The organism is Pseudomonas sp. LBUM1661, from assembly GCF_059695925.1.
Window position 1 is genome coordinate 3482084 of the sequence record NZ_CP166794.1, and the last position, 13751, is coordinate 3495834.

A 13751-nucleotide genomic window follows, 5' to 3' on the forward strand; every position below is an offset into this window, starting at 1 on the left:
CATAGTCACGCCATGCTCCATAGAGGCCGCCCGATCAGAAGCGTAGTCACTATCCCTGCATATCGCTAATTCGCGAATGCTACCCGTAGCGCAGAGTTGGGACCGGCATCATTCCGGTTTTGGATCGACCGTCACTTCCTTCCAGCTGTTGTCTGGATCAAACAGCTTCATCGACTGAGCGAGCTTGCCACTTTGGGGGCCCAGGTCTTTCTCGAACACTTGTCCTTCATGGCTGATCATGAAGCTCATCACCCCGGTGTCGTCGTATTTTGCCGGCCAGGCGATCAGTGCGAAGCCGCGGCTCATCTTGTCTCCGATCAAGTAGCTGTAAGCTCCGCCGGGTGCCGAGGGACCTTGTCCCTTGAGAATGCGAAAGTGGTAACCGTGCCAGTCCTCGCCGACCGTGGTGTTGCCGAACAATGGACCTAGCGGGCTTATTTGACCGCTGTCGTCATCCGCCCAATAGAGTCCGTCGTGTGTGCCGGGTGTACTGAAGATGTTCTGCGCGTATTCGAGCGCGCCGTCACCTTCACGGTCCACCGACGCATAGTCCATCTGGGCGTCGTGATAAGTCAGTACGGATTGCACCGTGGAGAGTTCGTTGCGGCCGATTCGCCGTGCGCGGATTTCAACACTGCCGGCCTTCATGTCGAACCGCCAACCGTTTGCTCCTTTAACCATGGGGATAGGCAGTGTCCAGTGGTCACTGCCGACCGCCAGGAGGGTCTTGCGATCACTGAGTTTTTCGATCTGATGTTGCTCGTGATACTGCTGCAAAAACGCATCCACATCGCTGCGCTGCACACCTTCGCGGGGAATGACGCTGCGCCAGTCTTCTCCCAGCAACTCTGTGAGGCGTGCCTGATCGGCGTGTTCCGTGCCGAGCGCCTTGACGAACTCCTCAGCGGCCTTTTCCGGCGTTGAGAATGCCTGCTGCGCCATCGCCATGCACGACCACGCCAAGCCCGTGGTAATCGCCAGAGCGGTGATGAGCGTTGTTACTCGACGTTGGCTGTTCACCGACGGCCCCCTCCCGAACGCATTGGGGCGGACGGCCGGCTGATCTGATGGCCGGCAGAACGCATGGCGCTCGGACGCTGAGCGGAAGCCTGGCTGGCCCGGCCACGCAGGGCTTGCGCATTGGCCTGGGAGGGTGAACGCACGCCGGCGAATGCATTGTTGCGGGCACTGCCGGGGCTGGCGGCCGGCCGATTTTGCGTACCCTGACGCGTCTGGGAGAGGTCCTGCCTGCGCTGACTCACCTGAGCATCCTGTCTTCCGGGCTGCTGGTTCTCGCGAATGTTTTTGCCATCGCCCTGGCTTCTGTCAGCCACTCTCGGTCGGTCTGCACCTGGCTGCATTCGGTTACCTGCCGAGGCTCCCGACTGCGCCTGGCGTGCCTGATCACGGGCTTGTCGGTTGCTGGTGGCCGGTCTCTCGAAACCGCTCCTGTCCATGGCGCTACGGGCATTTTCACGGGCCTGGGTGCGCTGGGCATTGTCGCCCCGATAGGCCTGGCGCTGAGCGGCACCGTTGAGTTGGCGGCCAAATTCCTGGCGGCTTCTGTTATCTCGATAGGGAACACCGTCACGATGGACTGCGTTGTGCTGCCACTTGTTCTGGTTGTTGGTGATCTGGTTGTTGCGATTGATGTTGTTGTAGCGATTGACGTCGATGTCGATGTCGTTATTGCCCCAGTCACAGTCGCCCCATAGCGAGCCGATGATCGCGACGCCGGTACCGAACGCCAGCCCGGCCACCAATGCCGAACCGGGGTAATAGGCGGGGGGCGGTGGGTAGTAGACGGGGGGCGAAGCCGGGTAGGCCCAGGTGCCGTAGGTGGTTGTCGGGTTGTAGGCTGGAACGTACACCACCTGCGGATCGGCGGGTTGAATGATGATGGTGGAAGAGGTGCTGGCCGGGGCCGATGCAGGTGCCGGTGCCGCAGCGGGGGCCGTCACATTCTGCACCGTCACGTTCTGATACTGGTTGCTCTGCAGGTTGCCCGCAGCCTGCGCTTGATGCCGCAAGCGTTGCACGCCGCCCATCACATCGTCGGGCTGGGCCAGAAAGGCGTCGCCCAGTCGCTGAACCCAGGCGGGATCCTGCCCCAGCGTAACCAGCACCTGCGGGAAGGCGACCAGCGCTTGCACGCTAGGGTCCCAGGGCTGACTTGCTACTTTTTTGACTGCATCATCGCCTTTGGCTTTGGGGTTCGCTTTAGACCAGGTGACGGCTTCGGCGACTTCCCCTGGGTAGGTGCTGGCCATCAGCACCTGTGCAAGGAGTGGGTCCGGATAAAGGGCAATCGAAGCCAGCATCTGATCCAGCTGCTCCTGAGTGAAGACTGCATCCTTGGCGGCCGCCGCCACGGGTGGCGCATCGGCAGCAGTGGCATCCGGTGACTGCGCCAGGCAAGCAGAGCCCTGCAAAAACAGTACAACTGACACCGCGTAAAACAATGGAATGCGCATTGCGCCCCCCATGTGACCAGGCAGGCTGGCGATGATCGGATAATGCTCAGTACAGCTGAGTTTCAGACGCTTTGCAGAGTAAGGCCTTGCCATTCATCCTGCGGTACTCATGGAAACGGCTCTGCCGAACTCACGTCCTGTTGTTCGAGACCACAGGCCACGCATGTCGGCGAGCGTCGCTAGCGTGAAGTCTTGACCTTCAGGACTTCGGTATAGACGGCATCGATCGTCTGACCCACCTGGAGCTTCTTCATTCTTTTGCAACCTGCACCAAGAGATAGGAAGGTTGGCAGGCGTTTGGGTTTTCGCGTGAGTATCGAGTCACTCGAAGCGCTCAGGATTGATGGGGTCTCCGGACTGCATGTTCAGCTGGACCCGCACATCTTCGAACATCTGGTCGTAATGTTTGTGGATCGAACCAATGTTGCTATGCGCCTTCGGGATCCCGTACTTCTCGGCGATTTTTGTGACGTTGCTGGCGAAGTTATAGGCTTGGTCCTTGGGCAGGAAAAAGGATTCCGTCATGTCCTTGCCCAGGATGCTGCCGTGCATTGTGAACTGCATCCCTTTGCCTTCCTTGGGATCCTGGGTGACTTCATAATCTATGTGCAGGTTGTAGCTGACATCCTTGTCGTTCAGTGCGTGTCGCTCGATGTGCAGGTGACCGGGTTCGAACGTAGCCATTGTCGACTCTCCTCCAAAAAGACCTTGAATCGGGGCAGACCGGGCCTGCCCCTTATGTTCACGCGTCTACAAGTACGAGATACCAGGTGTCGCGGTGCTGATGCGGGTGCCGGCCTTGCCCTGGACGATCGCTTCGATATCCGAGAGAGAACCGATCACCGCGGTCTTTCCAGTATGGCGGGCGAATTCGCAGGCTGCCTGCACCTTCGGTCCCATGGAGCCCGCCGCGAAGCCGAGGTTTTCCATGTCGTCCGGGTGAGCCTGAGCGATGGCTTTCTGTGTGGGTTTACCGAAATCGATGAAGGCGGCACTGACGTCGGTAGCGATCACCAGCAGATCGGCGTCAAGCTGTTCGGCCAGCAGCGCCGAGCACAGGTCTTTGTCGATGACCGCTTCGACGCCTTCCAGTTTGCCTGGTGCCGTGTACAGGGTCGGAATGCCGCCGCCACCGGCACAGATCACGATGCTGCCTTTTTCCAGCAACCACTGGATCGGGCGTATTTCGAAAATGCGTTTCGGTTTGGGGCTGGCGACCACGCGGCGATACTTGTCGCCATCCGGGGCAATGGCCCAGCCTTTTTCGGCCGCGAGTTTTTCCGCCTCGGCTTTGGTGTACACCGGGCCGATGGGTTTGGTGGGGTTTTGGAAGGCCGGGTCATTGGCGTCGACTTCGACCTGGGTCAGCAGGGTGGCGAAGGGGACTTCGAAGTCCAGCAGGTTACCCAGTTCCTGTTCGATGATGTAGCCGATCATGCCTTCGGTTTCGGCGCCGAGCACGTCTAGCGGATAGGGCGACACCGAGGTATAGGCCGCTGCCTGCAAGGACAGCAGCCCGACCTGCGGACCATTGCCGTGGGCGATGACCAGTTGATTGCCGGGATGGATCTTGGCAATTTGCTCGGTGGCGATACGGATATTGGCGCGCTGGTTGTCCGAGGTCATGGGTTCCCCCCGGCGGAGCAGGGCGTTACCGCCCAGAGCGACGACGATACGCATAATGCAGTCCTTCTAAACAGAGAAATTGCTAGCGACTCGGTTCCCAATTGGAACTCGGTCAATGTGGGAGCTGGCTTGCCTGCGATGGGGTCACCTCGGTGCCTCTGACAGACCGAGGCGATGCCATCGCAGGCAAGCCAGCTCCCACAGGACGGTGTTCAGTCAGGAGGCGGGTCGGGCTATTAGATATCCGCCAGTGCCGACACCAGGATCGCCTTAATGGTGTGCATACGGTTTTCCGCTTGCTCGAAGGCGATGTTGGCCGGCGATTCGAAGACCTCTTCAGTCACCTCAACGCCATTGGCCAAGTGCGGATACCGCGCGGCAATGTCCTTGCCGACCTTGGTTTCGCTGTTGTGGAACGCGGGCAAACAGTGCATGAATTTCACGCGCGGGTTGCCCGAAGCCTTCATCATGGAGGCGTTGACCTGATACGGCATTAGTTGCTCGATGCGCTCGTCCCACGCTTCCACCGGTTCACCCATCGACACCCAAATATCGGTGTGGATGAAGTCCACGCCTTTGACTGCTTCTTTCGGGTCTTCGGTGATGGTGATGCGTGCGCCGCTGTCTTCGGCGAAGGCTTTGCATTGGGCGATAAAGTCCTCCGTTGGCCACAGCGCTTTCGGTGCAGCGATGCGCACGTCCATACCCAGCTTGGCCCCGATCATCAACAGCGAGTTGCCCATGTTATAGCGGGCGTCACCGAGGTAGGCGTAGCTGATTTCATGCAGCGGTTTGTCGCTGTGCTCGCGCATGGTCAGGGTGTCGGCGATCATTTGCGTCGGGTGGAATTCGGCGGTCAGGCCGTTGAACACCGGCACACCTGCGAACTTGGCCAGCTCCTCGACAATTTCCTGTTCGAAGCCGCGGTACTCGATGGCATCAAACATCCGCCCCAGCACGCGGGCGGTGTCTTTCATGCTTTCCTTGTGGCCGATCTGCGACGACACCGGATCGATGTAGGTGACGTGGGCGCCCTGGTCGTGGGCCGCGACTTCGAAGGCGCAACGGGTGCGGGTCGAGGTTTTTTCGAAGATCAGCGCGATGTTCTTGCCTTGCAGGTGTGGACGCTCGGTGCCGGTGTACTTGGCGCGTTTGAGGTCTCGGGACAGGTCCAGCAAATAGTGCAGCTCGCGGGTGGTGTGGTGCATCAGCGAGAGCAGACTTCGATTGCGCATATTGAAAGCCATGATCGGATCTCCTTGAATTTCAGATATCCCCAAGGCCTGCGCTCTATCAAGCGCCGGCCTTGGCGGGAACATTAATAGTCAATCGGGTCGCGGATGATCGGGCAGGTCATGCAATGGCCACCGCCACGGCCGCGCCCGAGTTCGCCGGCACTGATGGTGATGACCTCGACACCGGCTTTGCGCAGCAACGTGTTGGTGTAGGTGTTGCGGTCGTAGCCGATGACCACACCGGGTTCCACGGCCACCACGTTGTTGCCATCGTCCCATTGCTCGCGTTCGGCGGCGAAGCTGTTGCCACCGGTTTCCACCACGCGCAACGTTTTCAGGTTGAGGGCTTTGGCGACGGTGTCGAGGAAGTTGGTTTCTTCGCGGCGGATATCGATACCGCCCGGTTTATTTTCGTCAGGGCGCAGGGTGAAGGCGACGATCTGGCTCACCACTTCCGGGAAGATGGTCACCAGATCGCGATCACAGAAGCTGAACACGGTATCCAGGTGCATGGCCGCGCGGGATTTTGGCAGGCCGGCGACGATCACCCGTTCTACTGCTTTATTTTTGAATAGGTTCACCGCCAGTTGACCGATGGCCTGGCGCGACGACCGTTCGCCCATGCCGATCAAGACCACGCCGTTGCCGATGGGCATCACGTCGCCGCCTTCGAGTGTGGCGTTGCCGTGTTCCTGATCCGGATCGCCATACCAGATCTGGAAGTCAGCGTTGGTGAACTCCGGGTGGAATTTGTAGATGGCGCTGGCCAGCAACGTTTCCTGACGGCGCGCCGGCCAGTGCATCGGATTCAGAGTCACGCCACCGAAAATCCAGCAGGTGGTATCGCGGGTGAACTGGGTGTTGGGCAACGGCGGCAGAATGAAGCTCGAGTGGCCGAGGAAATCGCGGAACATCTGAATGGTCTTGCCGCCGAAGCTGTCCGGCAGATCATCCGCCGACACGCCGCCAATCAGGAACTCGGCAATCTTGCGCGACTCCAGGCTGCGCAGCCACGAGCTGACTTCGTTGACCAGGCCCAAACCCACCGAATTCGCGGTGATCTTGCGCTCCAGGATCCAGTTCAGGGCTTCAGGGATGGCGACGATGTCGGTCAGCAGGTTGTGCATTTCCAGCACTTCGACGTTGCGTTCACGCATTTTGGTGACGAAATCGAAATGGTCGCGCTTGGCCTGGGCCACCCACAAGACATCATCGAACAGCAGTTCGTCACAGTTGTTGGGCGTCAGCCGCTGGTGGGCCAGACCGGGGGAGCAAACCATGACTTTGCGCAGTTTGCCGGCCTCCGAATGCACGCCGTACTTAACTTTTTCCGTGGTCATTTCAGTGATCCTCCAGAGGTTAAAAACAGGGCGGCTACAAGGTCAGGAAGCCGTCATAGAGACCGTAGGCCGCCACCAGGGCGCCCACCACCACTGCGGCAAATATCAGCTTCTCGACGTGGGTGAAAACAGGCTTGTCGATTTCAAGCTTGGCCTTGGCGAAAAGAATCGCGCCGGGGGCATAGAGGAGGGCGGACAGCAGCAGGTATTTGATGCCCCCGGCATACAGCAGCCAGACCGCATAGATCAGCGCCACAGCGCCGATGATCAGATCCTTCTGCCGTTCGCCCGGCGCGCCTTCGTAGCTTTCGCCACGCACGGCCAGCAGAAAGGCGTAAGCCGCCGACCACAGGTAAGGCACCAGAATCATCGAGGTGGCGAGGTAGATCAGTGACAGGTAAGTGCTTGCAGAAAACAGGGTGATGACCAGGAACACCTGGACCATGGCATTGGTCAGCCACAGCGCGTTGACCGGTACATGGTTGGCGTTTTCCTTGCGCAGGAACGCCGGCATGGTGTGGTCCTTGGCGGCGGCGAACATGATCTCCGCACACAGCAGCACCCACGACAGTAGTGCCCCCAGCAGCGAGATAATCAGACCGACGCTGATCAACACGGCGCCCCATTCCCCGACCACGTGTTTGAGCACTGCGGCCATCGAAGGGTTCTGCAGCTTGGCCAGTTCCGGTTGGGTCATGATGCCCAGCGACAACACGTTCACCAGCACCAAAAACAGCAACACGGTAACGAAACCGATCACCGTGGCTTTACCCACGTCGCTGCGTTGTTCCGCCCGGGCCGAAAAAATGCTCGCGCCCTCGATGCCGATGAACACCCAGACGGTGACCAGCATCATCTTGCGCACTTGATTCATCACACTGCCCAGATCGGGGCTTTTCAAGCCCCAGATATCGGCGGTGAAAATGTCCAGTTTGAACGCGAACACCGCAATCAACACGAACAACAGCAGCGGCAGGATCTTGGCGACGGTGGTGACCAGGTTAATGAACGCCGCTTCCTTGATCCCGCGTAATACGAGAAAGTGCACCGCCCAGAGCAACACCGACGCGCCAATAATCGCCGCGACTGTGTTGCCTTCACCAAAGACCGGAAAGAAATACCCGAGCGTGCTGAACAGCAGCACGAAGTAACCCACGTTGCCCAGCCAGGCGCTGATCCAATACCCCCAGGCGGACGAGAAACCCATGTAGTCGCCGAAACCGGCCTTGGCGTAGGCGTAGACCCCGCCGTCGAGATCTGGCTTGCGGTTGGCCAACGTCTGGAAAACAAACGCGAGGGTCAACATGCCGACGGCGGTGATCGCCCAGCCAATCAGAATGGCGCCGACGTCCGCACTGGCAGCCATGTTCTGTGGTAAGGAAAAAATTCCGCCTCCGATCATTGAACCCACGACTAAAGCAACCAGTGCGCCGAGTTTCAGTTTGCCCGGTGATTCAGACATTGCATCACTCCATTGCAGGGGAGGAGGGTTTCTGCTGTTAGCGTGCCATTATTTATAAGGCGACCTAGTCTGGAGGGATGTAAAAAATACGTGACACCCTTTCTGACACCAGCGTTTTAGAGCCTAAGGCACGGTCGGAATATCACGCATTACAGTGAGTTATTAAGCTAGTTCTTTTTTGATTTTAAGCAAATTTTAAAATGACTTTTAAAGCACAGAATTGGGATTATTAAAAAACACAAATAAAGCTAATAAATATATGCATTACGATAAAAATATAAACGTTAAATAAGCACCATTATTGGCGTTATCGAATAACCGTTATTACGCTCTGTTTAGCCCATGCAGGTCTGCCCCCGGCATTTCGGGGAACAGGAGCTCCCGAAATGTCGCAATCGACGCACAAGCTTCGCCTGAGCGCGCTCATCGCCCTTGTCGTGGGATCGATGATTGGCGGCGGGATCTTCTCTTTGCCGCAGAACATGTCAGCCCATGCCGATGCTGGCGCAATATTGATCGGTTGGGCGATCACCGCCGTGGGAATGCTGACTTTGGCCTTCGTGTTCCAGACACTGGCCAATCGCAAACCCGATCTGGATTCCGGGGTCTACGCCTACGCCAGGGCCGGGTTCGGAAATTACATGGGGTTTTCGTCTGCGTGGGGTTACTGGATGAGCGCCTGGCTGGGTAACGTCGGCTACTTTGTGCTGTTGTTCAGTACCCTCGGGTACTTTTTTCCGGTCTTTGGCCATGGCAACACACCCATCGCCATCGGTTGTGCCTCAGCCCTGCTGTGGGCCGTGCATTTTCTGGTGTTGCGCGGGATCAAGGAAGCCGCCTTCATCAATCAGTTGACCACTGTGGCCAAGATCGTGCCGCTGATCATGTTCATCGTCATTGCCGCGGTCGCCTTCAAGGCAGACATTTTTACCCGTGACATCTGGGGGCGCAGCAACCCGGATTTTGGCAGCGTGATGGATCAGGTCCGGAACATGATGCTGGTCACCGTATTTGTTTTTATCGGTATCGAAGGGGCGAGTGTGTACTCGGCCCGGGCGGAGAAACGGTCGGACGTTGGCCGGGCGACGGTCATCGGTTTTCTGGGCGTATTGGCGTTACTGGTGCTGGTGAATGTACTGTCATTGGGAATCATGAGCCAACCAGAACTGGCCACGTTGCAGAATCCTTCGTTGGCGGCGGTGCTGGAACATATCGTCGGCCCTTGGGGCGCATTGCTAATCAGTATCGGCCTGGCGATTTCACTATTGGGTGCTTTGTTGTCCTGGGCTTTATTGTGTGCCGAAATCCTCTTTGCCACGGCCAAAGACAACACCATGCCCGCGTTCCTGACCAGGGAAAACGCCAATCATGTGCCGGTCAATGCGTTGTGGATGACCAACGTGATGATCCAGATTTTTCTGCTGATCACGCTGTTTTCCGCTGGAACGTACACCAGTCTGATTTACCTCGCGTCCTCGATGATCCTGGTGCCGTATCTGTGGTCGGCGGCCTATGCGGTGCTGTTGAGCGGGCGTGGTGAGACCTACGAACATGCGTCGACAGAACGGAGCAAAGACTTGCTGATCGGTGGCATAGCCCTGAGCTATGCGGCGTGGTTGCTGTACGCCGCAGGGCTTAAATATTTGCTGCTTTCTGCATTGCTGTATGCGCCGGGGGTGATCCTGTTTGCCAAGGCCAGGCATGAACAGGGCGAGCCTTTGTTCACCTCGGTCGAGAAAGGAATCTTCACCTGCGTTATCAGCGGCGCGGGGCTGGCGGCGTACGGGCTGTACAGCGGATTGTTGAGCTTGTGAGGTTGTTGCTGAAGTACCCGCAACTTATGCTTGGGTGACGATGCTGGAGGAGGGGGCTGCCGTGTGTTTACTTAAAAGCAGCGTTTTATCGAGAAATGAAGTCCGTAAAGCTGAATTTGAGGGCGAAATAACCCATCAGGAAGCGCCTCTACATATAACTAAACTAAACATCTATTTAGTGTAGTTATATCTTTAGATTATAATAACCCTTTTAAGCAGGTAAGGGTTATTGTCAGATCTGGTACGACTTCTTGAACCACGGGAAGCTTGCGACATGACAGAAAACGGGCGCGACAAACACTTTCAAAACGCTCAAGACGTGATCGCTGCACTCAACCTGGAACCCCACGTCGAAGGTGGTTACTTTCGCAGAACCTTCCAGACCGATCACCAACCAATGGCCGAGACCGCCGGTGGCCAACGTTATTTGATGTCCTCCATCTATTATCTGCTGACCCGCGAGTCGCCAATTGGATACTTTCATCTGAACCGATCCGACATCCTGCATTACTACCATTTGGGAGACGCGATTCAGTACCGCCTGATTTTCCCGGACGGCACATTGAAAACGGTCGTGATGGGCAGCGACATACTCGCCGGACAATGTTTGCAGCTGCACGTACCGGGCGGCGTCTGGAAAGCTTCGCAGCTGATGGATGGGACGAAGGGATTCGGATTGATCAGTGAAGCGGTTTCACCAGGGTTTGATTGTGCGGACATGGAGATGGGCAGTCAGCGCAAACTCGGCGAGCAGTTTCCAGAGCATTTGGAGCTGGTTCAGAGGCTGACCCAAGAATGAAGGGTTTAGGGGAAATGAGGTCTTCAAGATCTGCGTGCAATCGGGCTAATCTGGAAACATCGTGTTACGTGTAATGTATATTATGTTAAACCAGATGCTATGTCAGATATGTTCATGAGGCGCGCTTGCCCTTGGTGCTCATATGAACCTGTCGCGGCCCTGCTCGGCGCTCATGTCTTGCACGGTCATGGCGAAGCCCCAGTGTAAGGCGCCGACGAAGCTAAGGATGACTGCGCCATAGTTAACAAGCGCAATCGCAAACAACGGCCGATAGTCGAGAGAGAACGGGATCAGCAGCGCCAGGAAAATAAACGGCAACAGACCACCATAACCCAGCAGGTTGACGTGCTTTGGCAGAGAGGTTGAAGGCAACGCGTTCATTTGTATTCCTTGCAGTGAGCGACAATCAAAACTGTAGGCCCAAAAGCCCCGCCTGGGCGAGATATTGATGGCGATCCTAAGCTGGGGTCAGCGTAATGAGTCGCTTTGTAGAATTAGGTCATAGCCCCATTCCTTTTCGGGCAAGCAGGCGACTGCATATGAGGAGCTTCGCATCCTTGAGATCAAGCTCAGTGCCTGCATTTACCAAGTCGACCGCACCCTAGAAGCTTTCTAGCCTTCCAGCCTTCCAGCCTTCAGTTCTTCGTGAGCGGTTTTTTAAAGCGTTCCAATGCAATGAACAGATTCTTGAAACCAAAATTAATAGGAAAACCGCGCCAGCTTTGCTTTGCCTAGTCGTCCAAGGCTCCCTGCCCTGCGGCGAGTTTAAGATGTTTACAGGCCTCCCTTCAGCGAGGCAAAGCGCGAACTCTGTGCTCGCCTATACTAATAATGTTAAATCATGCTGGTGAGCTCGGCTAACAAGGCATTGATAAATATGGAGATTTAAAAAATTGTTTGCCTTGGAGGTCGCGGGTTAAGAAATATTTCTCTGTGATGGTTTGGTGTCGTGAAGAGGTTTTGATATGAACATCTTGTTGAAGGAACTTCAGGCATATCATCATGAGGTGGCTATAAAAATCACTCAGATCAAAGAGTTGCTGAGGAAGATGAGGCATGAATCCGAATCCGATGGCGCTGATGACTGCAAGCTATTGTTCGAGATGCTGGAAGCCATGCATGGTGATGCAGAACGACACCACCATGAAAATGAAGAACTTATTCGGCTGGCATTGCTAGCGACTGAGGCACCGATCCACCAACGGGTCAAGGATATCGAGCGAGATCATCAAGCATTTGGGCGCATTGCTGGACAGTTGAAGATGTTGGAGGACACACCTCAGGAAACGAGAGTAATTGCTGACACTATCGATGACTTTATCAAAAAATATTTCGATCATATGGACTCGGAGGAAAATATTTTCTTTCCGTTGGCAGATAAGTGGCTGTCAGACGAGCAGTGGCAGGAAATAAAGCGTCAGTGGCATTAATTGAGTCTCACCGTAGACCTTAAAAATTTAGCTACTACTTAGTCCGCGATCTAACAAGCTCGGTTGACACTGCTAGGCTTCAACTTCGCGCTGAGGAAATGTCGCCATGTCACCCTCTCCCTTACTGCCGGACATACTCGAAACTCTTCACGAAAACCAGCTCGCGCTTGCCGACGCCATTGAGTCGATAGCAATGTGGAGTGATTAGAGGGGATCCACTGGCGTTTCCAGTACCGCCTTGGCGCTATCCCACGCCCGACTAATGCTGAGACGGTCACTGTCCCCATTTCTCAAAGTCGCCAATTCGCTAGGAGGCAGCCAATTTTTTAGATTTACTCCTGCGAGCCAGCAGAGGCTTGGTCGCGGGTTTTCCACAGCGACAGCAGCACACCGCCCAGCAACAGCCCCACGGTCACGCTCAGGGAAATGCCCGCCGGAATCTTGCCGATGATGCCGACCAGGAAGATCTTGCCACCGATAAACACCAGCACCAGTGCCAGCGCGTACTTGAGGTAGGCGAAGCGGTGAATCATCGCCGCCAGGGCGAAATACAACGCACGCAGGCCAAGGATGGCGAAGATGTTCGAGGTGTAGACGATGAAGGGGTCTTGGGTGATGGCGAAGATCGCTGGCACGCTGTCCACGGCGAACACCAGGTCGGCACACTCGATCAGCACCAAGGCTAAGAACAACGGCGTCGCCCAGACCACGGACTTGCCGCTGGCATCCGCCTGACGGACAAAGAAGCGCCCTTCATGCAGTTGCTCGGTCACCCGCATGTGTTTGCGCAGGAACTTCACCAGCAGGTTTTCGCTAAGGTTCGGATGGGCATCGACCTTGCTGAACAGCATCCTCACTCCAGTTAACAGCAGGAAGATGCCGAACACATACAGAATCCAGCTGAACTCGGCGATCAGCGCCGCACCCAGGCCAATCATGATCGCGCGCAGCACGATGACACCGAGAATGCCCCAGAACAGCACCTCGTGCTGATACCTACGCGGGATAGAGAGGAAGCTGAAGATCATCGCCATCAGGAACACGTTGTCCATCGACAACGATTTCTCGATCAGAAAACCGGTGTAGAAATCCATCCCGGCGTCAACACCCTTGACCTGCCAGACCCAGAGGCCGAACAGCAAGCCAGCCGTGATATAGCCAGCAGACAGCAGCAGACTTTCAGTAACGCCGATTTCTCGCTGCTCACGGTGGAGAACCCCGAGGTCGAAGACCAACAGGCCTATCACGATGCTTATCGGTGCCGAAGAACTCGGCCAGGAAGAACGGTTCTAGGGCAGTCATGATCCCCTCCTCTAAGTGTCGAAGTTATAAAAACTGCAACTCCGACATGGCAGCGGTTAGCTGTCAGAGGGGCCCGGCATTGCGAAATTAAATCTAGAGAGACGCGTGGGTTTTCTCAATCACGCAAGGGTTGCAAGGTATTTCAAGTGGGTATGCCCCATCGGAATGCCGATATGATATTTGCATCCAGAGAATCTCAAGTAGAACATGACAGATCACCTATGTTATTTATGCCAAACTTAACGATTAAATGAGCCTGAATATCCTAG

At 56.2% G+C, this 13751-nt stretch carries 10 protein-coding genes and 2 pseudogenes; 3 read left to right on the forward strand and 9 right to left on the reverse strand.

The annotated features are described in order from the left end of the window. Positions 1-108 precede the first annotated feature (108 nt). The 7 genes from ACA057_RS15855 to arcD (ACA057_RS15885) all read right to left on the reverse strand — a co-directional run bounded on the left by ACA057_RS15855 (position 109) and on the right by arcD (ACA057_RS15885) (position 8137). Positions 109-948, reverse strand: a complete 840-nt coding sequence (locus ACA057_RS15855; protein ID WP_497349916.1) for a DUF2950 domain-containing protein — start codon at positions 946-948, stop codon at positions 109-111. A 68-nt stretch (positions 949-1016) separates the two neighbouring features. Beyond that, positions 1017-2474 carry a DUF3300 domain-containing protein gene (locus ACA057_RS15860; protein ID WP_497340248.1) on the reverse strand — a complete coding sequence of 486 codons (1458 nt, stop codon included), beginning with the start codon at positions 2472-2474 and terminating at the stop codon, positions 1017-1019. A gap of 321 nt (positions 2475-2795) precedes the next feature. Continuing rightward, on the reverse strand, positions 2796-3158 hold the full coding sequence (locus ACA057_RS15865; RefSeq protein ID WP_497340250.1) for a DUF5064 family protein: 363 nt from the start codon (positions 3156-3158) through the stop codon (positions 2796-2798). Between the two features lie 66 nt (positions 3159-3224). Next, a complete protein-coding gene (gene arcC / locus ACA057_RS15870; protein ID WP_497340252.1) occupies positions 3225-4154 on the reverse strand; it encodes a carbamate kinase in 930 nt (309 codons plus the stop codon). A 182-nt stretch (positions 4155-4336) separates the two neighbouring features. After that, positions 4337-5347 (reverse strand): ornithine carbamoyltransferase, encoded by a 1011-nt coding sequence (locus ACA057_RS15875; RefSeq protein WP_497340254.1) that lies wholly within the window; start codon positions 5345-5347, stop codon positions 4337-4339. Between the two features lie 71 nt (positions 5348-5418). Further along, positions 5419-6675: an arginine deiminase gene (gene arcA, locus ACA057_RS15880; protein WP_497340256.1), complete on the reverse strand. Its 1257-nt coding sequence runs from the start codon at positions 6673-6675 to the stop codon at positions 5419-5421. 34 nt (positions 6676-6709) lie between these two features. Beyond that, positions 6710-8137, reverse strand: coding sequence for an arginine-ornithine antiporter (arcD, locus tag ACA057_RS15885; RefSeq protein WP_497340258.1), 1428 nt, complete (start codon positions 8135-8137; stop codon positions 6710-6712). A 386-nt stretch (positions 8138-8523) separates the two neighbouring features. Between arcD (ACA057_RS15885) and arcD (ACA057_RS15890) the strand changes: the two genes are divergently transcribed. Both arcD (ACA057_RS15890) and ACA057_RS15895 read left to right on the forward strand, forming a co-directional pair. Then, positions 8524-9951 carry an arginine-ornithine antiporter gene (arcD, locus tag ACA057_RS15890; RefSeq protein WP_497340260.1) on the forward strand — a complete coding sequence of 476 codons (1428 nt, stop codon included), beginning with the start codon at positions 8524-8526 and terminating at the stop codon, positions 9949-9951. Positions 9952-10225: 274 nt separating this feature from the next. Next, entirely contained in the window at positions 10226-10750 is a 525-nt protein-coding gene (locus tag ACA057_RS15895) for a cupin domain-containing protein (RefSeq protein ID WP_497340262.1), read from the forward strand. Between the two features lie 141 nt (positions 10751-10891). On the opposite strand, the pseudogene ACA057_RS15900 reads toward ACA057_RS15895, so the two are convergent. Further along, a pseudogene (locus ACA057_RS15900) lies at positions 10892-11131 on the reverse strand (DUF3429 domain-containing protein); the annotation flags it as partial. 584 nt (positions 11132-11715) lie between these two features. On the opposite strand from ACA057_RS15900, the gene ACA057_RS15905 reads away from it, so the two are divergent. Beyond that, on the forward strand, positions 11716-12180 hold the full coding sequence (locus tag ACA057_RS15905; protein ID WP_497340264.1) for a hemerythrin domain-containing protein: 465 nt from the start codon (positions 11716-11718) through the stop codon (positions 12178-12180). A 332-nt stretch (positions 12181-12512) separates the two neighbouring features. On the opposite strand, the pseudogene ACA057_RS15910 reads toward ACA057_RS15905, so the two are convergent. Beyond that, a pseudogene (locus tag ACA057_RS15910) lies at positions 12513-13436 on the reverse strand (TerC family protein); the annotation flags it as partial. Between the last annotated feature and the right edge of the window lie 315 nt (positions 13437-13751).

What these genes read in the sequence shown, in the direction of transcription:
- ACA057_RS15855 (WP_497349916.1), bottom strand. Translation starts at nt 948, where the DNA reads ATGGCGATGGCGCAGCAGGCATTCTCAACGCCGGAAAAGGCCGCTGAG.
- ACA057_RS15860 (WP_497340248.1), bottom strand. Translation starts at nt 2,474, where the DNA reads ATGCGCATTCCATTGTTTTACGCGGTGTCAGTTGTACTGTTTTTGCAG.
- ACA057_RS15865 (WP_497340250.1), bottom strand. Translation starts at nt 3,158, where the DNA reads ATGGCTACGTTCGAACCCGGTCACCTGCACATCGAGCGACACGCACTG.
- arcC (WP_497340252.1), bottom strand. Translation starts at nt 4,154, where the DNA reads ATGCGTATCGTCGTCGCTCTGGGCGGTAACGCCCTGCTCCGCCGGGGG.
- ACA057_RS15875 (WP_497340254.1), bottom strand. Translation starts at nt 5,347, where the DNA reads ATGGCTTTCAATATGCGCAATCGAAGTCTGCTCTCGCTGATGCACCAC.
- arcA (WP_497340256.1), bottom strand. Translation starts at nt 6,675, where the DNA reads ATGACCACGGAAAAAGTTAAGTACGGCGTGCATTCGGAGGCCGGCAAA.
- arcD (WP_497340258.1), bottom strand. Translation starts at nt 8,137, where the DNA reads ATGTCTGAATCACCGGGCAAACTGAAACTCGGCGCACTGGTTGCTTTA.
- arcD (WP_497340260.1), top strand. Translation starts at nt 8,524, where the DNA reads ATGTCGCAATCGACGCACAAGCTTCGCCTGAGCGCGCTCATCGCCCTT.
- ACA057_RS15895 (WP_497340262.1), top strand. Translation starts at nt 10,226, where the DNA reads ATGACAGAAAACGGGCGCGACAAACACTTTCAAAACGCTCAAGACGTG.
- ACA057_RS15905 (WP_497340264.1), top strand. Translation starts at nt 11,716, where the DNA reads ATGAACATCTTGTTGAAGGAACTTCAGGCATATCATCATGAGGTGGCT.